This is a genomic window from Pseudoalteromonas sp. B160, from assembly GCF_037162485.1.
Taxonomy (GTDB): domain Bacteria; phylum Pseudomonadota; class Gammaproteobacteria; order Enterobacterales; family Alteromonadaceae; genus Pseudoalteromonas; species Pseudoalteromonas rhizosphaerae.
In genome coordinates this window covers 588,281-608,937 of the sequence record NZ_JARLUX010000001.1, presented here as the reverse complement: position 1 = coordinate 608,937, position 20,657 = coordinate 588,281, and the positions used below count along the sequence as shown (strand labels likewise).

At 41.1% G+C, this 20,657-nt stretch carries 15 protein-coding genes and 3 pseudogenes; 13 read left to right on the top strand and 5 right to left on the bottom strand.

Going from position 1 to position 20,657, the window contains the following annotated elements:
- Positions 1-9 precede the first annotated feature (9 nt).
- Entirely contained in the window at positions 10-1,068 is a 1,059-nt protein-coding gene (pspF, locus tag P4S61_RS02890; protein WP_145241444.1) for a phage shock protein operon transcriptional activator, read from the bottom strand.
- 187 nt (positions 1,069-1,255) lie between these two features.
- Here pspF and pspA point away from each other — a divergent pair, with 187 nt between their 5' ends.
- From pspA to P4S61_RS02835, 11 genes and pseudogenes are all read left to right on the top strand, one after another.
- The gene (gene pspA, locus P4S61_RS02885) at positions 1,256-1,915 is read left to right on the top strand and encodes a phage shock protein PspA (protein ID WP_145241442.1); all 660 of its coding nucleotides are present in this window, start codon (positions 1,256-1,258) and stop codon (positions 1,913-1,915) included.
- A 67-nt stretch (positions 1,916-1,982) separates the two neighbouring features.
- Complete coding sequence (gene pspB, locus P4S61_RS02880) at positions 1,983-2,216, top strand: envelope stress response membrane protein PspB (RefSeq protein ID WP_145241440.1); 234 nt, start codon at positions 1,983-1,985, stop codon at positions 2,214-2,216.
- A complete protein-coding gene (pspC, locus tag P4S61_RS02875) occupies positions 2,213-2,614 on the top strand; it encodes an envelope stress response membrane protein PspC (RefSeq protein WP_145241438.1) in 402 nt (133 codons plus the stop codon). The genes pspB and pspC overlap by 4 nt, the downstream gene beginning before the upstream one ends.
- Positions 2,615-2,672: 58 nt before the next feature.
- Positions 2,673-4,088: a YcjX family protein gene (locus P4S61_RS02870; RefSeq protein ID WP_220491307.1), complete on the top strand. Its 1,416-nt coding sequence runs from the start codon at positions 2,673-2,675 to the stop codon at positions 4,086-4,088.
- Positions 4,085-5,131 carry a TIGR01620 family protein gene (locus P4S61_RS02865; protein WP_182718140.1) on the top strand — a complete coding sequence of 349 codons (1,047 nt, stop codon included), beginning with the start codon at positions 4,085-4,087 and terminating at the stop codon, positions 5,129-5,131. The genes P4S61_RS02870 and P4S61_RS02865 overlap by 4 nt, the downstream gene beginning before the upstream one ends.
- Before the next feature lie 140 nt (positions 5,132-5,271).
- A pseudogene (gene megL / locus P4S61_RS02860) lies at positions 5,272-6,451 on the top strand (methionine gamma-lyase).
- A 212-nt stretch (positions 6,452-6,663) separates the two neighbouring features.
- Positions 6,664-7,461, top strand: a complete 798-nt coding sequence (gene phhA, locus P4S61_RS02855; RefSeq protein ID WP_145241432.1) for a phenylalanine 4-monooxygenase — start codon at positions 6,664-6,666, stop codon at positions 7,459-7,461.
- 9 nt (positions 7,462-7,470) lie between these two features.
- The gene (locus P4S61_RS02850; protein WP_337117739.1) at positions 7,471-7,815 is read left to right on the top strand and encodes a 4a-hydroxytetrahydrobiopterin dehydratase; all 345 of its coding nucleotides are present in this window, start codon (positions 7,471-7,473) and stop codon (positions 7,813-7,815) included.
- Between the two features lie 170 nt (positions 7,816-7,985).
- Positions 7,986-11,872, top strand: a pseudogene (gene hrpA / locus P4S61_RS02845) (ATP-dependent RNA helicase HrpA).
- 72 nt (positions 11,873-11,944) lie between these two features.
- On the top strand, positions 11,945-12,322 hold the full coding sequence (locus tag P4S61_RS02840) for a response regulator (RefSeq protein ID WP_145241521.1): 378 nt from the start codon (positions 11,945-11,947) through the stop codon (positions 12,320-12,322).
- A gap of 8 nt (positions 12,323-12,330) precedes the next feature.
- Positions 12,331-12,627: a PilZ domain-containing protein gene (locus tag P4S61_RS02835; RefSeq protein ID WP_145241426.1), complete on the top strand. Its 297-nt coding sequence runs from the start codon at positions 12,331-12,333 to the stop codon at positions 12,625-12,627.
- A gap of 34 nt (positions 12,628-12,661) precedes the next feature.
- Here P4S61_RS02835 and P4S61_RS02830 read toward each other — a convergent pair whose 3' ends face one another.
- The gene (locus P4S61_RS02830) at positions 12,662-13,852 is read right to left on the bottom strand and encodes a class I SAM-dependent methyltransferase (protein ID WP_145241424.1); all 1,191 of its coding nucleotides are present in this window, start codon (positions 13,850-13,852) and stop codon (positions 12,662-12,664) included.
- Between the two features lie 138 nt (positions 13,853-13,990).
- Between P4S61_RS02830 and P4S61_RS02825 the strand changes: the two genes are divergently transcribed.
- Positions 13,991-14,656, top strand: a complete 666-nt coding sequence (locus tag P4S61_RS02825) for an HD domain-containing protein (RefSeq protein WP_337117738.1) — start codon at positions 13,991-13,993, stop codon at positions 14,654-14,656.
- Entirely contained in the window at positions 14,656-15,045 is a 390-nt protein-coding gene (locus tag P4S61_RS02820) for a VOC family protein (RefSeq protein WP_145241420.1), read from the top strand. The genes P4S61_RS02825 and P4S61_RS02820 overlap by 1 nt, the downstream gene beginning before the upstream one ends.
- A gap of 7 nt (positions 15,046-15,052) precedes the next feature.
- Here the strand turns inward: P4S61_RS02820 and P4S61_RS02815 are convergent.
- From P4S61_RS02815 to P4S61_RS02805, 3 genes and pseudogenes are all read right to left on the bottom strand, one after another.
- Positions 15,053-16,043 (bottom strand): annotated as a pseudogene (locus tag P4S61_RS02815) (response regulator).
- Positions 16,043-19,384 carry an MHYT domain-containing protein gene (locus tag P4S61_RS02810; RefSeq protein ID WP_337117737.1) on the bottom strand — a complete coding sequence of 1,114 codons (3,342 nt, stop codon included), beginning with the start codon at positions 19,382-19,384 and terminating at the stop codon, positions 16,043-16,045. The pseudogene P4S61_RS02815 and the gene P4S61_RS02810 overlap by 1 nt, the downstream one beginning before the upstream one ends.
- A 249-nt stretch (positions 19,385-19,633) precedes the next feature.
- Entirely contained in the window at positions 19,634-20,614 is a 981-nt protein-coding gene (locus P4S61_RS02805; protein WP_145241414.1) for an ion channel, read from the bottom strand.
- Between the last annotated feature and the right edge of the window lie 43 nt (positions 20,615-20,657).

Genomic DNA, 20,657 nt, shown 5'->3' with positions numbered 1-20,657 from the left:
CTCTGACTATTATTGTTGATCTAACAAGTTGTATTTTTTCAAATAGCCTCGTAGTTGATGATACGTTAAACCAAGTACTTCTGCAGTTTTCTTTTGATTAAATTGACTATATTCAAGCGCTTTTTTTATTAAATCAATTTCAAATTCATTTGAGAGGTCTTTTAAGCTACATGGAAACTGAAATTGCGGGGTACTTGTTGCAACTATCGGTTCATTGGCGACAACTGCAACAGGAGCTGCTTCTACGGCTTTAGTGGGGAGTTTTTTAATTCGTTGCTTGGGTCTAAAGCGGCTTTCAAATGGGTCTAAAATAATCTGGTGAACGGGAATATGTTCACTGCCATGGCGATATAAACTTCGTTCCACGACATTTTTAAGTTCACGTATATTACCTGGCCAATCATGCCCTTGCAGTATTTCCACAGCACTGCGGGTGAAACCACTGAATAGTTGCCAGTCCAAATCACGGGCCATATTCATCGCAAATTGCTCAGCGAGTAACATGATGTCTTCCTGACGTTCGCGCAGTGGCGGTAAAGTGATTACATCAAATGCGAGCCTGTCGAGTAAATCGCTTCTAAATTCACCTTGCTCGGCTAAATAAGGAAGGTCTTCATTGGTTGCGCAGACTAAGCGAGTATCGACCTTGACGGTTTGTTTGCCACCGACTCGCTCAAATTCACCGTATTCAATTACCCGTAATAGTTTTTCTTGCACCATGGCAGAGGTATTTGCTAGTTCGTCTAAAAATAGCGTACCGGCATTGGCACGTTCAAAGCGTCCTTCGTGGCGTTTACTTGCGCCGGTAAAGGCACCACTTTCATGGCCAAACAATTCGCTTTCAAGCAAGTTTTCGTTAAGTGCCGCGCAGTTGAGCTTAATGTAGCTTTGCTCCCAGCGCTTTGATAAAAAGTGTAAACGGGCGGCGATCAGTTCTTTACCTGTGCCACGTTCACCAATAATCAGTACTGGTTTATCTAAACTTGCCAGCTGTGAAACTTGATCAAGTACCGCTAAAAAGCTGTCTGATTGGCCGAGTAAATTATCTTGTTGGCGAAATTGGCTCATATTCCCTAACTCTTAGTCATTTTTACTAACAGTTAGTGTATTTCATAATTAGGGAGAACTAAAGGAATTTGTATTTTTAGTTTAACATTATGAAAATATTACTGTATTTTATGTTTTATAAAGTTGGCAAGCATATTGTAACAGTAACAGCAGACCAATTAAGTTAAACACTACAGAGGTAAATGTTATGGGAATTTTTTCGCGTTTTGCAGATATTGTTAATTCTAATATCAATGCCATTTTAGATAAAGCAGAAGATCCTGAAAAAATGGTACGTCTGATCATCCAAGAGATGGAAGACACATTAGTTGAAGTACGTTCAACCTCTGCGAAAACATTAGCAGAGAAAAAAGAATTAGTACGTCGTGTCGATACATTAAAAGAGCAAGTCGCTCAATGGCAAGATAAAGCCGAGCTGGCATTGAGCAAAGACCGTGATGATCTAGCCCGTGCTGCATTGCTTGAAAAGCAAAAGTCAGCACAAGCGGTTGCTGCTGTTGAAGATGAACTCAGTCACATAGAATCTCACATTGATAAGCTGCAACAGGAAGTAAGTACGCTACAAGACAAGTTAGCGGATGCAAAAGCACGTCAAAAAGCGATTATTTTACGTCAACGCTCAGCTGAGTCACGCCTAGAGGTGAAAAAAGCATTAGACAGCTCTAAAGTTGAAGATGCATTAAATCGCTTTGAGCGCTACGAAACTAAGATTGATGGACTAGAATCACAAGTAGAATCGTACGACTTAGGCAAAAAGTCATTGGCTGATGAAATTGCTGAGTTACAGCAAAACGAAAAAATCGATGATGAATTAGCAGCACTTAAAAAGAAGCTTGCTGATAAATAAAGATAATAAATAAAGGGGGAGTCATCCCCCTATGCTTGATAAATTAATGGATGTGTAGGAGAGGGTTATGTTTGATGCAGAAGTGTTTGTTGCTCCAATTATCATTTTTATGGTTGTGGTAGCACCCCTTTGGTTAATTTTACATTACCGAAGTAAAAAGCAAGTAAGCCAAGGCTTGAGCGAACACGAACACCGCCAGTTACTTGAGCTTGCTCAAAAAGCAGATAAAATGGCTGACCGAGTAGAAACTTTAGAAGCACTACTTGATCAAGAGGCCCCACAGTGGAGGCGTAAGGTATGAGTGCTAAACGTGAACTGCTAAGAGATCCTGCACGTGGTAAAATAGCCGGTGTATGTGCAGGGCTCAGTGATTATTTCAATATGGAATTGTGGTTAGTACGTATTATCGTAGTAACGGCAGTGTTACTAGCTGGTGGCCCGTTGTTTGTTGTGGCTTACATCGCAGCGTGGTTTATTTTAGATAAAAAACCTGCCAATGCACAAAGCAAAACTGATGCGGCAAAACACGAAGATCCTCTTGAAGTAAAATTTAAAGTATGGCAAAAAGGTGAGCCACCACGTCGTGCTTTACAAGATTTAAAAGACCGTTTGGGACGTGTTGATATACGTTTACAAGATATGGAACGTTATGTTACTTCAACCGAGTTTACGGTTAGCCGTGAAATCAATAAGCTGTAAAGGACTTAATAGCACTTTAGCCACCTAATTTATAATGGCGCTGAAGTGCTAGCTCATTATGATAAACACTTCATCTGCAAAAAACGCCTTTAATAAACTCAAAGGTAAGGCTGAAAAAGCTGTTCACCGTAGTTTAGATCAACACGTAAAATTAGCGGTAACTGGCCTCAGTGGCAGTGGTAAAACCGCTTTTATTACCGCTTTAGTAAAGCATTTAACCAGCCAAGCAACAGACAAAAACTTACCGTTTTTTGATGTTATGCAGCAACAGCGCCATATCGCCACAAAAATAGTGCCACAACAAGCGCTGACCATTCCTACATTTGATTACCCTAAAGCCCTGAGTGCTTTATTGCCGCTTGAAGGGCAACCACACTGGCCTGCATCAACCGAGCGCATAAATACTTTACGTCTAGCAATTAAATACCGGAGTGACGCAGGCTTACGTGGTCACTTTGCACCGCAATCAACCTTGTATTTAGACATTATTGATTACCCTGGTGAGTGGCTGCTTGATTTACCCATGCTAGAGCAAAGCTATCAACAGTGGAGTGAGCAGCAATATGCATTACTACAACGCTCGCCTCGGGTTGAAAAGTCGCAGGCATTTTTAACTGCACTGAGCGAGCTTGATTTAACAGCACCAGTAGATGAAAGTGCGCTAAGCGCTATTGCTACGCACTATCAAACACTGTTAGTGAGTCTTAAAAAAGACACTAAATTGGCGATGCTACAACCTGGACGCATGCTGATGCCAGGTGAATTACAAGGTGCACCGTTATTACTGTTTTTCCCAGTTGCGCAGGCTAATGATGAGATGGTTGCAGGGTCTAACTTGGCGCACTTGCAAAAGCGCTTTAATGCTTATGTGAAAGAAGTGGTTAAGCCATTTTATACACAACACTTTCGCAACTTTGATCGGCAAATAGTGCTTGTTGATGTGCTCAGTGCGCTCAATGAAGGGCCTGAGACGTTGCAAGAGCAAGGAGATGTGATCAAACAATTACTTGCGCATTTTAACTATGGCGAAACTGGCTTTTTAAAACGCTTGTTTAAACCCAATATAGATAAACTATTGTTTGCTGCGAATAAGTCAGATCATATTAGTAGTGCACACCATAAAGATTTAGCGCTGTTGTTGGACTCATTAGTGCACGAGCAAAGTAATCACTTAAAATTTGATGGCGTTAAAATAGAAACTATGGCGATGTCATCTATTACGGCAACCATGCCAAAACAAGTGGTTGAGCAAGGTAAAACCCTCAATTGTATTTATGGTAAGCCGTTATCAGAGTCGCAATGGTTGACCTACTTACCACCGCAGCCACCAATGCGCATGCTCAATAAAGATGAGTGGCCAAGCCATGGTTTTGAGTTTTTATCGTTTGCACCAATGCCAAGTCCAGACAAGCAACTAAAACACATTCGTTTAGATCATGTCATGCAGTACCTTTTAGGAGACAAACTAACATGAGCAAGACCGCTTCAGGCTTTCAAGCCGGCAGACGTATTGATACTAGTGAACAGCCAATAGACAATGAACTTACCTTGACCCCAGCTAAAGTGATCGATCAAGGGGAGTATGAATATGAGCACGTTATCGATGAGCCCCAAGATGAAGAGATTGATTTAACCCCTGTTTATAAAAAGTCAAAATGGCAAACTCTGAAAGGGGTGTTTGCGATTAGCTTTATAACTTTAGTGTTAGCTGAATTTATATTTTCTATGGTTGTGACATTTCAGCAATCCATCATCTTAGGCAGCGTATATTTAATTGCAGTGCTCAGTGGCGTGTTGTTATTGGGGCGCTTGTTATGGCGCGAATATAGAATGTTGCGCAGCTTAAAGCGCAATCAATTACATCGTCATGAAGCGGATCGCTTGCTCAATAGCGAACAGGTTGGTGGGGCACTACCTTGGCTTGAAAAACTCAATAAACATCAGCAGTTAACCGGCTTTGATGAGTTTAAAGCAAGCATTGATAGCCATCATAGCGATAAAGAGATCATGACCTTGTACGCCGATAGTTTGTTAGTGAAACAAGATACTCAAGCTAAAAAGCTGATCAACCGTTTTGCCACTGAATCAGGCTTGTTAGTGGCATTAAGTCCATTAGCGCTGGTGGATATGATGGCAGTGCTTTGGCGGGGCACAAAACTGATTGAGCAAATAGGTAAGATTTACGGTATCGGATTTGGTTATGCTAGCCGGATCAAGCTCTATCGTATGTTGATCAAGCAAGTGATGTTTGTTGGCAGTGCTGAGTTAGTATCGGATTTAGCTGCTACAGCGCTCAGTGCTGAATTACTAGGTAAATTATCAGGACGTGCAGCACAAGGCTTAAGCGCGGGTATATTTACCGCACGCATTGGTTATAAAGCGATGGAACTAAGCCGTCCTTTACCACGACTTGAGCATAAGCGCAGCTTGCTTAAAGGTACTGCGCAATTGATTGCCAGCAAAATTATGAGCCGCAAAGCTTCGCCGTCAGGAGCTGGCACGAAAGAAACGAGCTGACAATAAATCTGTACAGTGGTGAACGGCCACTGTACTAACTACATCCAAATTTATAGCCATCTGAGCATCTGGCATGCTTGTGCTTTATCCTGCGATACGTTTTGATTATGGGATCAATAATAATCAAAAAAGATCAGACAATGAACAAACTCCACATCGACAGCCAATGTATCCATGGACCAGAAAAAGCCAATGATCCGCATGGTGCACTTACTGCTCCTTTATACCAAACTTCAACGTTTCATTTTAGCAGTGCCGCGCAAGGTGCAGCACGTTTTGCTGGTGAAGAACCGGGCTATATTTATACCCGTTTAGGTAACCCGACGACGACAGAGCTTGAACAAAAAGTCGCACAACTTGAAAGTTGCGAAGCCGCTGCAGCAACAGCCACAGGAATGGGCGCGGTTTCTGCATCGGTATTAAGTTTTTTATCGCAAGGCGATCATTTAGTCGCATCAAGCGCTTTGTATGGCTGTACGTTTGCTTTCTTCGCACATATGTTGCCGCGTTGGGGGATTGAAGTGACGTTTGTAGATATGACCGATGAGCAGCAATTACGCGATGCAATTAAACCAAATTCAAAAATGATTTTTGCCGAAACCCCAGTTAATCCAACTATGGCGGTAATTGATTTAGCGTTAATAGGACAAGTGGCAAAACAACACAATTTGATCAGTGTAATAGATAACACCTTTCTCACGCCGTTACTGCAAAAGCCAATTGATTATGGCATTGATTTAATTGTTCACAGTGCTACTAAATATTTAAATGGTCACGGTGATGTTGTGGCTGGTTTGGTGTGTGGCAGTCAAGAGCACATTACATTAATTAAAATGACCGTACTTAAAGATATTGGTGCAACAATCAGTCCACACGATGCATGGCTTATTAATCGTGGTTTAAAAACCTTAGCGATACGAATGCAGCGTCATTGTGAAAGTGCGCAAATTATTGCTGAATTTTTAGAGCAGCATCCCCAAGTTAATACCGTTTATTACCGGACTTGCATCTCACCCAGGGTTTAAGTTTATCGGTAAGCAAATGAAAGCCTCTGGTGGCGTTATTGCCTTTGAATTAAAAGGCAGCCTAAAAGATGGCGAGCAGTTTATTAATAATACCCAATTGTGCACACTCGCCGTGAGTTTAGGAGACGCCGAAACACTCATTCAACATCCGGCATCGATGACTCATTCACCGTATTCACCCGAAGAAAGAGCAGCTGCGGGTATTAGCGATGGTCTGATCAGACTATCTGTTGGCCTTGAAGATGTTAACGATATAATTAACGACCTTAACCGCGCTTTTACTTTTATTGTATAGGCTGTAAATTTAATCTTACAATTTACATTGCTTCTAGCCCTTTAAAAATAGCACTGTAAACTTTTTGATCTTAAGGTGTAATGTTTGGTGTACAAAAGGCGGTTTGGTGCTAATAGCTGATATTGTCTCAGCTATTAAACTTTGCCTTACATTTGCTTAGTATCTCCTTAACAGGTTGACACCGATATCGGTTTAACACTAAGAAGGTTATTATGGCTAAAGCAAGTAAATACACCTCCAAGACACCAGATGAAAATGGCGTTATCCATTGGAGCGAAGCAGAAAATAAAATATGGTCAGAACTAGTCGCACGCCAACTAAAATGTATTGCAGGCAAAGCTTGCAATGAATACATGGAAGGGCTTGAAAAAATAAACCTGCCTCATGACCGTATTCCGCAGTTAAGTGAGCTTAATGAAGTATTACTAGCGACTACCGGCTGGCAAGTTACGCCTGTGCCAGCTTTAATCGACTTTGATGAATTCTTTCGTTTATTAGCAAATAAGCAATTTCCAGTCGCAACCTTTATTCGTAGCCGTGAAGAGTTTGATTACCTGCAAGAACCTGATATTTTTCATGAAATATTTGGTCATTGTGCAATGCTTACTAATCCTGATTTTGCCAAGTTTACGCATAAATATGGCCAGTTAGGTTACGCTGCCGAGAAAAAAGATCGGGTTTACCTTGCCCGTATGTATTGGTTTACGGTTGAGTTTGGCCTAATGCAAACAGATGATGGCCTGCGTATTTATGGTGGCGGTATTTTATCAAGTCCAGGTGAAACACAATACGTGTATTCAGATAAGCCCGAGATCAACCCGATGAATGTATTGGATGTATTACGCACGCCGTACCGAATTGATATTATGCAGCCTTTGTACTACACCATTAATTCTATCCATGATTTATTTGATATTTCACAGCTGGATATTATGGCGTTAGTTGCGCAAGCAAAAGAATTAGGGTTACATGACCCAAAATTTCCTCCTAAAGAAAAATTAGCAAGTTAAGGATTTAAGATGTCATCATTAAGCGCACAAAAATGTGAAGCCTGTCACGTAGACGCTCCACAAGTATCAGATATCGAGTTAGCTGAATTAATTAAAATGATCCCAGATTGGGTGCCTGAAGTACGCGACGGTATTATGCAATTAGAGCGTGTTTATAAATTTAAAAACTTTAAACAAGCCATCGCTTTTACTAATAAAGTAGGTGATATGGCTGAAGATGAAGGCCATCACCAGGGCTTGCTAACAGAGTGGGGCAAAGTAACGGTAACGTGGTGGAGCCATTCAATTAAAGGCTTACACAAAAATGATTTTATTTGCGCTGCCAAAACAGATGAAGTTTTCGCTGCTCTATAAATAAAACACAGCAATTGTTCTGCCCAAAGAACATGAAAGGCGCTTAATTAGCGCCTTTTTTATTGTTTTAAGCTTTGGTTATTACATTTTATATCGCAGCAAAGTTAACCCCTGCGGCGAAGTTTGCTACAATCGCTCGTCTTTACTCAAATTTTATAAGGTAGTCGCGGGTGGTTAACCTAGGTCAATTGTTTGGTGAACTAAAAACGTGTTTAAGAAAAGATCAATTCATCTTTAAAAAACGCCTTCACGGCATAAAAAAATAACCGATGAAACAAAACAAGCAGCCGTGATTGAAAAAATCACTGCAGATATAGCACGTAGCCAACAATTGCGAGAGGTGCGCTTAGCTCAGTTACCTAAAGTAACTTACCCTGAGCAGCTCCCCGTCAGTCAGAAAAAAGACGACATTAAAGAGGCTATCGCCAATAACCAAGTGGTTATTATCGCGGGTGAAACCGGCTCAGGTAAAACCACGCAAATTCCTAAAATGTGTTTAGAACTTGGCCGTGGCGTTGATGGTTATATCGGTCACACCCAACCAAGACGTTTGGCTGCGCGCAGTGTCGCGGATCGGATTGCTCATGAAATGCAATGTGAACTTGGCCAGCAAGTGGGTTTTAAAATTCGTTTTAGCGATCAAGTATCAAATAACAGCTATATAAAGTTGATGACTGACGGTATTTTACTGGCGGAAATTCAACAAGACCGATTTTTAAACCAGTATGACACCATTATTATTGATGAAGCTCATGAACGTAGTTTAAACATTGATTTTATTTTAGGTTATTTGAAAAACCTATTACCAAAGCGTCCTGATTTAAAAATAATTATTACCTCTGCGACCATTGATCCAGAGCGATTCTCAAAGCATTTTAATGATGCACCGATTATTGAAGTGTCAGGACGAACATTTCCGGTGGATGTGCGTTATCGTCCTTTGGTTGAAATTGATAAAAATGATATGGAGGCTGAAGGCGACCAGCTGCAAGGTATTTTTGATGCCGTTGATGAGCTGTGCCAAGAAGGCCCAGGCGATATTTTAATCTTCTTAAATGGTGAACGGGAAATACGCGATACTGCTGATGCCCTTAGTAAACGTAATTTAAAAGGAGCGGATGTTTTACCTTTGTATTCGCGCCTTTCTAACGCAGAACAAAACCGTATTTTTGCTCCCCATAGTCGTCGTCATATTATTTTATCGACCAACGTTGCTGAAACCTCACTTACTGTGCCGGGTATTCGATACGTTATTGATCCTGGTACCGCGCGCATTAGCCGTTATAGTTATCGTACTAAAGTGCAGCGTTTACCGATTGAGCCAATATCACAAGCCAGTGCCAATCAGCGAAAAGGCCGCTGTGGCCGTGTGGAAGCGGGTATTTGTATTCGTTTATATGCTGAAGATGATTTTAATTCGCGCCCAGAGTTTACTGATCCAGAAATACTACGTACTAACTTAGCCTCCGTTATTTTAAAAATGCTTGGCTTAGGGTTGGGCGATATGGCCGAGTTCCCATTTGTACAAGCACCAGATAGCCGTAATATCAACGATGGCTTAACGTTACTAGAGGAACTTGAAGCGGTTAAACCCACTCGTCATAATAGCAATACACAGCTTACTAAATCGGGTATTGAACTGAGCCGCTTACCGGTTGACCCGCGTTTAGCTAAAATGGTACTAACAGCACAAAAGCTGGGTGCGCTGCGTGAAGTGATTATTATTGTGGCGGCGTTATCGATTCAAGATCCACGCGAGCGCCCGCAAGAAAAACGCGCTGCTGCAAACGAAAAGCATGGCCGTTTTGACGATCCTGATTCAGATTTCATCGCCTTTTTAAATTTATGGAATTACTTAGAAGAGCAGCAAAGTGAGCTAAGTAACAGCCAATTCAGAAAGCTGTGCCAAAAGGATATGCTCGCTTATATGCGTATTCGTGAGTGGCAAGATATCGTTTATCAGCTCAGTACTGTGTGCAATGAAATGGGCATGAAAGCGACCAGCAATGTTGCCGATGGCGATAAAATCCATCAAGCGCTATTGAGTGGCATGCTCAGTCACATTGGTTTTAAAGATGAAAAGCAAGTATATAAAGGCGCTCGCAACAGTCAGTTTCATGTATTCCCAGGCTCTGGATTATTTAAGAAAAGCCCAAAATGGTTGATGTCGGCAGAGCTGGTTGAAACCAGTAAATTATATGCACGTATTAATGCCAAAATTAACATCGATTGGGTTGAACCATTAGCACAACACTTAGTAAAACGCAGTTACAGTGAGCCGCATTGGGAGAAAAAGCCTGGCGCAGTGATCGCTTTCGAACAGCAGGTATTATACGGGCTGATCATAGTGTCAAAGCGTCGCTGTGTGTACAGTAACATTGACCCGAAAGTTAGCCGCCAGTTGTTTATTCGCAGTGCCTTAGTAGAGCAAGATTTAGGTCAAAATGAAGGGTTTTTGCAGTTTAATCGCGAACTGATTGAAGATATTCAAACTCTAGAAAATAAAAGCCGCCGTCGTGATATTTTAGTTGATGAGCAAACCTTATATGAGTTTTACGATAAGAAAATTCCTGCTCAAATAAACAGTCGTGCAGCATTTAATAAATGGTATAAAACGCAAAAGCAGCAGGATAAACATTACTTGCAAATGACACGTGATGATTTAATGCAACACGGTGCTGATAGTGTTACTGAGTTTGATTACCCCGATGTATGGCAACAAGGTAATTTAATGTTGCCGTTGAGCTATCATTTTGATCCAGGCCAAGCGGTCGATGGGGTTGCAGTGCAAATTCCGGTGGCCTTACTAAACCAAGTAGAAGAAGCTGGCTTTGACTGGCATATTCCTGCATTTCGTCATGAGTTGATCACCGGTTTAATTAAATCTTTACCTAAATCACTACGTCGTAATTTTGTGCCTGCGCCAAATTACGCAGATGCGGTTCTTGCAGCAATCGAGCCTATGCAAGGTAACTTCATTGAGGCACTCAGTACGCGTTTATTACGTATGACAGGTGTAAAAGTTGATCCAGAGGCCTGGGATTTAACCACCCTTGCGACTCACTTAAGACTGCAGTTTGAAGTTCGTGATGAAAAAGATAATGTACTTGCCCGAGGTATGGATTTAGCGAAACTCAAAGCGCAATTGCAGGGTAAAGTGACGCAAACGCTGTCTAAAGTGGCAGATAAAGGCATTGAAAAAGCTGACCTATTGCAATGGGATTTTGGCAAGTTACCGGTATCCTATGTGAAAAAACAAGGCCAGTATGAAATCAAAGCGTATCCTGCGCTGGTAGATAAAAAATCATCGGCGGCAGTGGAGCTATTTGATAACGAAGTTAAAGCGCAAACTGCCCATCAGCAGGGGTTACGCCGTTTGGTATTACTGAATGTACCTTCGCCGATAAAATATTTGCAACAAAACTTACCCAATAAGGCTAAATTAGGTCTATATTTTAATCCGTTTGGTAAGGTTGCTGATTTAATTGATGACTGTATTGCCGCAGGTGTTGACAGTTTATTGGTAAAATTAGGCGATGTACGCACCGAACAAGCGTTTGAGCAAGTAAAAGAGCACGTGCGCGGTGAGCTCGGCGATGCGGTTGTTGCTATTGCAACCCAAGTTGAGCAAGTGTTGAGTATTGCGCATGCGTTACATAAAAAAATGAAAGGGCGAGTTGATTTAACCATGATCACTGCACATGGAGATATAAAAAGCCAACTGGGATCTTTGGTATTCAAAGGCTTTGTTTCAAATCATGGCGCAGACAAACTTAGTGATTTAATTCGTTACTTAAAAGCAATAGAAAAACGCTTAGAAAAGTTGCCAGTTGATCCAAATCGTGACAGATTATGTGTACTTGAGTTAGAAAAGGTTGCTCAAGAGTATCAAAAACAGCTGAAAAAAGTGCCGCCTGGAATGCCTGCTCCGCAACAATTGCAGGATATTTTTTGGATGCAACAAGAGCTTAGAGTATCCTTGTTTGCGCAAACGTTAGGGACACCGTATCCGATTTCAGCTAAGCGTGTATTGAATGCTCTGAAAGAAATTGATTGAGTTTGGTATTTAGTAAACATCGAATACCTTGGAAGGAAATATTTGTTAGATGAGAAGGAACTGATATTAACCATGCGCTCATCCGCTAATACACACCCGCGTTTACTAGTTGTAGATGACGAGTACTTTAATTTTGAAATGCTCAAAGTCGCTTTATCAGCGGATTTTGAGCTCAGTTATGCTGAATCAGGTAAGAGCTGTTTATCGTCGGCTATTGCAAATCCACCGGATGCGATTTTACTCGATGTATGTATGCCTGGCCTAGATGGTTACGACACGTGTCGAATGTTGAAGAACACCCCTGAAACTCGTAATATTCCTGTTGTTATGGTGTCAGGCTTAGAATCCGTACAGGAACAACAAGCTGGTTTTGATGCCGGTTGCGATGCCTATGTGGTGAAGCCTTTTTCGGTCGTGGGGTTATTAGAAAAAATCAATACGGTTGTTTAGGAGTTATTATGCTAAATGAAGATAAACGTAATTTTAGACGTATGCAATTAAATGCACAGGCAAAATTAACCACACTTGAGCCAGTCGCTGATCAACATTTTGATGCTGTATGTGTCGATTTAAGTGCAACTGGGTTGTCACTGCAGTTGGATGAATTACTTGAACTGGGCACCATTGTGAAGGTGAATATTGATTCGACCAGCCCTGCCATTGCACCACTTGATGCAACAGCAAAAGTCGTTCGTGCCAGCAAAGAAAGTGATGGCACGGTAACCGCTGGGCTAGAAATAATGCAGTTTAATTAACCTGATGAACTCAGGTTAATTAGTTGCAGTCAGTTTAGTAAACTTTACAGATCAGGCCTTTTAGGTAAAAACCTTCAGGGTAACTGCCTGCGATTGGATGATCAGCAGCTTGGTTTAAACGCTCCATGATCAACAAATCCTTACCAGCATCAAGGGCTGCATCAGCAACCACTTTTTGAAATAAATTTTGCTCCATTAAACCTGAACATGAGAACGTAAGCAACGTACCACCTGGTTTAAGAATTTGCATGGCAATCATATTGATATCTTTATAGCCACGACACGCACCCGTTAGTTGTGCTTTGTTATCAGCAAATTTAGGTGGGTCCATAACGATAGTATCGAATAACACCCCATCTTCACGGTATTGGCGTAGTAATTTAAATACATCTTGTTTTATGAAGTCAACTTTATCTAAATCAAGATTATTGTGCTCGACATTACGTTTTGCGGTATCAAGCGCGGGTTGCGATACGTCAACGTTAGTAACATGCTCGCAGCCGCCACGCAGTGCATACAATGAAAAGGTACCTGTGTAGCTAAAACAGTTAAGTACTCTTTTATCTTTTGAAAAACGCTCTAATGCAGCACGGCTATCACGTTGATCAAGGTAGAAACCGGTTTTATGACCTTCGAGAATGTCTACTTCAATTTTAAAACCATTTTCTTCAATTAATACTGGCTGCTCAGGCTTATTACCCCATAACACGCCCATAGTCGGCTCTAAGCCTTCTTTGGTGCGCACATCGACATCAGAGCGCTCATACACGTTACAGCCTGGGAAAATAGCGATTAAAGCGCCAACTATTTCACCTTTATGGCGCTCAGCACCGGCACTTAATAACTGACACACTAAAAAGTTGTCAAATTTATCAATGGTTACACCTGGTAAAAAATCAGACTCGGCGGCACATAACCGAAATCCCGTTAAGCCACCTTCAGTAATTACTTGCTCGCGTGCCGCAAAGGCACGACGTAAGCGACGTTCAAAAAAAGCTTGGTCGATGATTTCTGTTTCATCAAAGCTCCAAACACGCGCGCGGATCTGTGAGTGCGGACTGTAAGCCGCTGTAGCTAAAAATTTACCATTACTATCGTGAATGGTCACTGTGTCACCTAAACCTGGCTTACCTTTTATTTTTTTGATGGCTTTTGAAAACAACCATGGGTGTTTTCTTTTTAGTGATTTTTCACGACCAGCTTCTAGGTATACGACAGATGACATTAGGCTTCTCATTACGGATAAATTAAGAGCGTATTTTAGTGAAGCAGGCTCGAACATACAATGAATGTTTTGCACAACAGCCTATAACCGCGGTAAAGTAACAGTAATTCAATGCATTAATTTGAAATTACAGGATTTATGGAACAACGTTTGCCCGTTTTAGTATTATCTGAGCCGTTGCAACAGCTAGAAAATCATTGCCGTGCTTTTATTTTGTCGTTAGTGAGTGCTGATGTCGCCCACGATATTACCCATATTGAACGAGTCGTGCGTGTTGCAAAACAGCTCTGCTTTGCTGAAGATGCTTCGATGGACGTGGTGTTACCCGCAGCATGGTTGCATGACTGTGTTGCAGTGGCTAAAAACCACCTGGATCGCGCTAAAGCTTCAACAATGGCCGCAGATAAAGCAATTTCATTTTTAGCGTCAATAGGGTATGACTCGCAATATTTTGATGCCATTCATCATGCTATTGTAGCCCATAGTTTTAGCGCTAACATTGCAATTGAAAGTGTGGAAGCACAAATCGTTCAAGATGCTGATCGTATGGATGCCTTAGGAGCAATTGGTGTCAGCCGCTGTATGAAAGTAGGGGGCTCAATCGGACGCAATTTATATCACCCTGACGATCCATTTTGCGCCCACCGCAGTCCGGATGACAGCTTGTATACATTAGATCACTTCTTCATCAAGCTATTACATATTGCACAGAGTATGAATACACCTTCAGCAAAAGCAGAAGCGGTGCGTCGTACTGAATATATGCAGGTATTTATTGAACAACTTAAGTCGGAGATTGGCTAATGGCAATGCCTACTTTATCTGGTGTCGATCATTGCCATTTAAATGTGACTAACCTTGCGCAAGCCGTCACGTGGTACAAAACAGTCCTTGGATTTAATATTGTGCCAGAGCTTGCTTTTTGGGATGAGGGTACTGGGCCTTTAACACTAGAAGATCCTGCGGCAACTATTCGCTTAGCGTTATTTGAGCGAGAGGGCAGTAGTAAAGGGATTGCATTTGGCGCATCTGGAGAGCAGTTTATCGCTTGGCTTAAGCATTTGGCTGACTTAAATATTAAAACCGTGGTTGCTGATCACAAAGTTACATACTCTGTTTATTTTCAGGATTTAAGTGGTAATAGTCATGAAATCACCTCTCATGACTATGCATATATCTCGGCCAACATCTAGCATATGGTTAGCCTTGGTAGGCAGAGTACACTGCTAAAACAGCATCTAGCTGGCCTTCAAATAGTGCGATAAGCTGAGGATCAAAGTGTTTACCAGCTTGCTCGCGCATATGACTTATGGCTTCATCAACGCTCCAAGCTTGCTTATAGGGACGTTTAGAGGTAAGTGCATCGAATACATCGGCGATTGCCACAATACGTCCTTCAATCGAAATTTCCTCACCTTTAAGACCGTTTGGATAACCTGATCCATCCCATTTTTCATGATGCTCCATCGCAAGTATATAGGCGAGCTGCAATAACGGCGATGACGAGTTTGCCTAAAATTTTAGCGCCGATTTTGGCATGCTGTTTCATGTGTTCAAATTCTTCGGCTGTTAATTTCCCTGGTTTAAGCAAGATTGCATCGGGAATGCCGATTTTACCAATGTCATGCATCGGTGCTGCTTGTTTGAGAAGCTCAGCATGTTGTTCAGTCATTCCATAGGCTAGTGCTAAAATTTTACTGTATTTACTCATGCGCACAATATGCTCGCCAGTATCGGTGTCTTTATACTCGGCAGCGCACCCTAAACGATGGACTAAATCAACGTGAGCCAACTTTAGCTGCTCAGCCTGAACTAGGGATAAATGAGTTTTAACACGCGCTCTTACGATTGCAGGACTAATAGGCTTGGTTATGTAATCTACCGCGCCAATTTCAAAACCTTTAAACTCATCACTTTCATCCGCAAGTGCAGTCACAAAAATGACTGGAATATGCTCAGTAGCAGGGTTTTGTTTAAGCAGCTGACATACTTCAAAACCACTCATATTTGGCATCATAATATCGAGTAGAATGAGTTTGGGTGGCTCTTTTTCAACTAACGCGAGCGCGGCATCACCCGATTTAGCAAAAGAGAGGCGATATTGATTCCCTAATACTTCGCGCATGACTTTAAGGTTGGCGGGTTCATCATCAACAATAAGAATTCGTGGGCGTTCGGTTATTAAGTCCATCAGTGTGTTTCCAAATTTGCTGCCTGACTGAGCAGCTCTATTAATGCAATAAGAGTACTCTGGGCATTGTCAAAGTCAAACTGGTCGAAATATTCGATTAATGCATCCACATCACTTTGATAAGTAGCGGGGGCATTGTCTGCTAATGTTGCTAACAACTCATCATTGAGCTCTGCATTTTCTGCGTCTTTACGCAGTTGTTCACACAGTATTTTAAATTCGCTGAGCGATAGTACTTGGGTATTTTTTTCGCTGCTTTGCACTGCTATACAGCTGCTGGTTTTTCTAGCTAACAACTCATTGACCGCATTAAACTCTATCTGCAATTGCTGAATTATTTGCGCCTGCTGCTCAGGGGCTTGGCTGTTTTCTAAGGTTGAAAGTAGGGCCATCATAGTCGGTAAACCTAAATTACCAGATAAGCCTTTAAGGGTATGTAATGTGCCATTAATATCTTTTAAGGCATTTAGTCCATCATTAAAGATAATGTCACATGTTGCCTGCTGCTCTTTAAAAAAACGGTGTATTTCGCTCAGCTGTTTACACTTACTGCCCCAAAGTTGCTGTCCTTTTTTAAAATCAATATGCTGTGCTGCGGGATCAATGTGAGCAATTTGCGTTTCTATATTTAAACCAAAGCCAAGCACTTGCGCAATCTCTTGATTCAATTGATTGATATCAACAGGCTTATTGGCGAAGCCATTCATACCCGCTTTTCTAGCCGTTAATTTATCTTGCTGTAAGACACTGGCGGTGAGCGCAATGATCGGAGTCTTTTTTAGCTGTCGTTGTTGCTCAATTTCACGAATTTTTTCGGTCGCGGCAATACCGTCACATTCAGGCATATGGATATCCATTAAAATGACATCAAAATCTTGTTTTTCAAAAATAGCGATCGCTTCTAAGCCGTTGCTTGCAGAGCTAATCGTATGCTGATCTCGCGACAATAATAACTGTAGTAGCTCAACATTTTGTGCTATATCATCAACGACTAAAATGCGCAGCTTAGGTAATTGCGTATGCAACTTATCAAAGTAATTGACTTGGGTTTCATCACCGACCTCTAAAGGCAATGAAAAATAAAAGCAGCTGCCTTTATCTTCTTCACTGACTACGTTGATTATGCCACCCATCAGCTCAACGAGTTGCTTACTGATAGTAGTACCAAGTCCAGTGCCACCAAAACGACGTGTAGTAGTCCCGTCAGCTTGTTCAAAAGGCTGAAATACCGCTTTAAGACGATCTTTAGCAATACCAATACCGGTATCTTGTACTTCAAAAAATAAGTAATTATTTTGTGTCGTACTGACAGTGACATTCACTGAACCCTGAGCTGTAAACTTAACTGCATTACCAATTAAATTTGTTAAAACTTGGCGAATTCGGTCTGGATCACCGTAATAAGTAGGGTGAACAGACTCTTTGATGGTAAGTGTTAGTTCTAGATCTTTCTTTTTTGCTTCTAACCAAAATGTAGAAATAATACTATCAAGCACCGCTTGAAGATTAAAATGCACTAATTCAATGGTCAGCTTACCTTTTTCAAGTTTTGCAGAATCCAATATTTCATTTAATAGCCGTAACAGCGAGCGAGCCGCATTATTTACGATAATTAAGTGCTTTTGTTGGTCTTGATCAAGTGGGGTATCCATCAATAAATCACTAAAGCCAATAATCGAATTCATCGGTGTGCGAATTTCGTGACTCATATTCGCCATAAATGACTGTTTGGCTTGAGCTGCATCTTCGGCGGCTATTTTCGCCAACTTTAATTTATCTTCGTATTCACGACGTTCACTAATATCGATAATAACGCCGTCGATCCAAATCGCTTCACCTTGCTTGTTGAACTCAAAGCTACCTTTCTCAAGCACCCAAATTAGCTTGCCACTTCGATGACGTAGTCGGTATTCAATTGAGTATTGCGATTTAGCAGCGATCGCTTGCTCGACCGATTTATTGATGCGTTTGTTATCATCTTTAAAAATCAAATCACTAAACTGAATATGCTGATTGATAAATTCCGATGGGACATAGCCAGTTACTTCATTAATGCTAGGGCTAATAAAAATCATGCTCCAGCTTTTATCCAACTGGCAGCGAAATACCACGCCAGGCATATTATTCATCAGCGAGCGGTATTGTTGTTCTTTCGCTATGAGGTTTTGTTGTAGTTTGCGTTGCTCAGTCAAGTCAGTAATAAAGCCAACAAATATTGACTCTTGTCCTGGCTGGTTTGCTTCACCAATACCTAAGCGAATAGGAAATAGGTGACCTTGTTTATGTTTAGCAAGAACATCACGATTGACGCCAATGACTTTACCTAAATCGATGTGATGTGCCTTTAATAGATATTCATCATGCTCGGCTGCGATATCATCTGCCATCAGCATTTTTATGTTTTTACCCTTTACATCAGTGCTATGCCAGCCGAAAATATTCTCTGCAACGTTATTAAAGCTTAAGATAATACCGCGATTGTTAATTGTTACTATGCCATCTATAGCGGTCGATAAAATAGCCTCTAAGCGAGATTCATTCCCTGTTTTTTCTTCAAGTAACATGCGATAGCGTACCATACCGTTAATGATAGCAACTATCGCGGTTAGAATAATGGTGGCGAACACTACGCTAATAGCAACAAATGTAAGTTCTGAGCTGGCGCTGTCATTACCAATTAATGGCGAGGTTGCAACAAACCGTGTTGCCGCCATTCCCATGTAATGCATACCTGCAACAGCAAAACCCAAAATGATTGCGCTGATCAACCGCGTCTGCAAAGAATTTAGTGTTGGGAGGTGCTTTTTAATATTAAAGCGAGCATATAAAGATATAAACGCCAGTACAACGGCAACGATAATTGACAACCCAAACATCAATGGATCGTAGCGTAGCAGCGGGCTCAATTCCATTGCTGCCATACCACTGTAATGCATAGTGCCGATACCTGCGCCGAGTAGTACCGAGGGCAGTATTAAACTGAAAATAGTGGCGTTATTTTTTACTAATAATGACACGCCAGTTAGGCAGGCTAAAAATGCTGGAATGAAAGATAAAAAGGTGAGTGTTGGGTCGTAGCTGATATTTGTACACAGTGAAAATGCCAACATACCAATAAAATGCATACTCCAAATACCGCCAGAAAGTACCAAGGAAGCCGTTGAGTTGGCTAATTTTTGATAACTTTTGAAGCGTGTTTCTTTGGCCAGATCGATCATGTAAGTTGCAAAAAATGCAGAGAAAATAGCCGTTAAAACAGACAGAGCGACTAAAAATGGGTCATAAACACCATTAATAAGAAGGCTCGGATCGTGATCGGTAATAAAAAAAGCGGTAAGCATAACGGCTCAATACACTGTTATTTCAGTAATAACTAATATCACCTGAAATATATGTTAAGACAATTAATTAATTTTGCGCAAATGCCTGTTATTTGTTTACATATTTAGCTGCAAAATTTAACAAAATCAAAAACTTTTTAAAATCAATTCGCTAAGTTTCATTGTGCGTAATGATAGCATCATTTATAACCAGTTTTATAGCAGGTATTTAGCTGAACTATTTATTTTCGCAGATAAAGTAATCGGTAATTATCGGGTCATACGTTTGACAAATACGACTACGAATAGTGCCAGAGAGAAACTCCCGCAAAACGCTTCAACTGCAGCAACGAATCGGGAGAAACCAACCGGAGTAATATCGCCATATCCTAAGGTTGTAAAAGTAACCACGCTAAAATAAAAGCTATTAAGTAGGGCTAATAAATTATCACTTAATGTTGCCGCCGGATTGAACTGCATAATACGACCAGCATCCATCACCCCAAAAATAAAATAACACAGGGCGCAGCAGATGATCAGTGACAAACTAAAACGGATCACATTTTCAGGCTTTTCACCATACCCGCACAACATATCAATACAGCTCGAGGCTAATCGTTTTTTTGAACCCCGTGGATATTGTGCGTGACGCATCCGCAGTTCTTTGTACGTGAAATTACCCGCCAGTTCAAATAAGCCTTGTTGTTCTGATGCTTTACGTAAATTGCGAAATATTTCTTCTGATTGTTCAAATAAGTCAAGGGCTGCGCTTTTATCTGTATGTTTAAGCGCTGCTTTAGCTTGTTTTTCCTGTAATAGTTCAGCGCCTAGCTCAATGTTATCAATACGGGTGTTGTTTAGTTTTATACCCAATAAATTTGTATCTTGTAGGTTGCAGTAATGCAGGCTTGCTTCGTGCAAGTTGGCTTTCATCAGTGAACTGTGGGCTATTTTATTATTAAACAGGTGAGCGTTGGTGAGCGTTGCACGATAAAAATTACTGTAAGATAAATCAAAACCATCCTCATCATCTTGTTTTATCAAATTAAGCCCATTGAGGTTAGCGCGTTTTAATTGCAATCCCTGTAATAATCCTCCCTTTTTTGCATAGCGCTCTAATTTTTGGGTCAGATCTAAGCCTGACTTATCAAATTTGGCATCATGCCAAAAACAAAAACCTGAGCCCATGTCTGTTTCTTGACAATGATGGCCATCGGGAGAGGTATAACGACAACAAGGCTTATCAGGCATGTTTGATATCGCTTTATTTAATTCTACTTAGTTATAGATTAGC